The sequence below is a fragment of the Mycobacterium sp. E3247 genome (assembly GCF_001667785.1).
Taxonomy (GTDB): Bacteria; Actinomycetota; Actinomycetes; order Mycobacteriales; family Mycobacteriaceae; genus Mycobacterium.
The window spans coordinates 1-731 of record NZ_LZJG01000453.1 but is presented as its reverse complement, the minus strand read 5'-3'; the positions used below and the strand labels follow the sequence as shown (position 1 = coordinate 731).

General features: G+C 62.0%; 2 protein-coding genes. Both read right to left on the bottom strand.

The features are described from left to right. A partial coding sequence (locus tag A9X04_RS22465; protein WP_067925219.1) for a sensor domain-containing protein occupies nt 1-602 on the bottom strand: 602 nt, incomplete at its 3' end. Continuing rightward, nucleotides 530-731, bottom strand: a 202-nt coding sequence (locus A9X04_RS31710) for a hypothetical protein (RefSeq protein ID WP_369828931.1), incomplete at its 5' end; no start/stop codon positions are given. The genes A9X04_RS22465 and A9X04_RS31710, both read right to left, overlap by 73 nt.

The window sequence follows — 731 nt, the reverse complement described above, 5'->3', positions numbered from 1 at the left end:
TTGTCCAGAACTGTCGCGGTGGCCGGAGCGCCATTGCCGTATTGGCACACCTGCGCAGTGATGATCACATTGTTCTTTGCCCGCGCCTCGCTGGCGCAGACCCAGCCGGTGATCTGCCCGTCCTCCAGTTCCGTTCCCGTCCACCGCACTCCCGTATCGGTCGCGTCGGTCTTCTGGAATCTCCATCGATATTTGCCGCTCAGGTGGATGACGGCATTGCTGCACGCATCGAGACGCTTGGCAAAAGCGTCGCCAAGCAACACCGTCGCTGCTTTGGAATCGACAACCGTCGCAACGGCTTGACGGACCGCATGCTCGTACGTGTCCTTGTCCTCTTTGTAGAGATTGCTCCGCCACGCGGTGTAAGCCACCCCCACCGAGTACGTGTCCGGCGCGATCAGCGGCTCGCACTGCGGGTTACCCTCGTCGACGAAGGCGGCCACGGGCGGGGAGGTCGCGCCGGGCGGAGGTTTGGACGCCCAGTTTAGTTTCGCACCGACAATCTCGTTAATCAGGTCTGGCGCCAAGATCAGCGAATCGATGGCGTCGGCGAGGGTGCGACCGAGGTGGCGTTGTGGCCGCCGCCCTGCCCGCCGCCACACCCAACCGCCAACGCGACCACTACAGCCCCGAGCGCCGAAACAATGAAACGAATCCTCATTTCGTCTCCTTGCCAAACGGACGAAATCCGCATCTGTTGGTCGAAGAATAGGAGCAGTGCGAGAAACGCG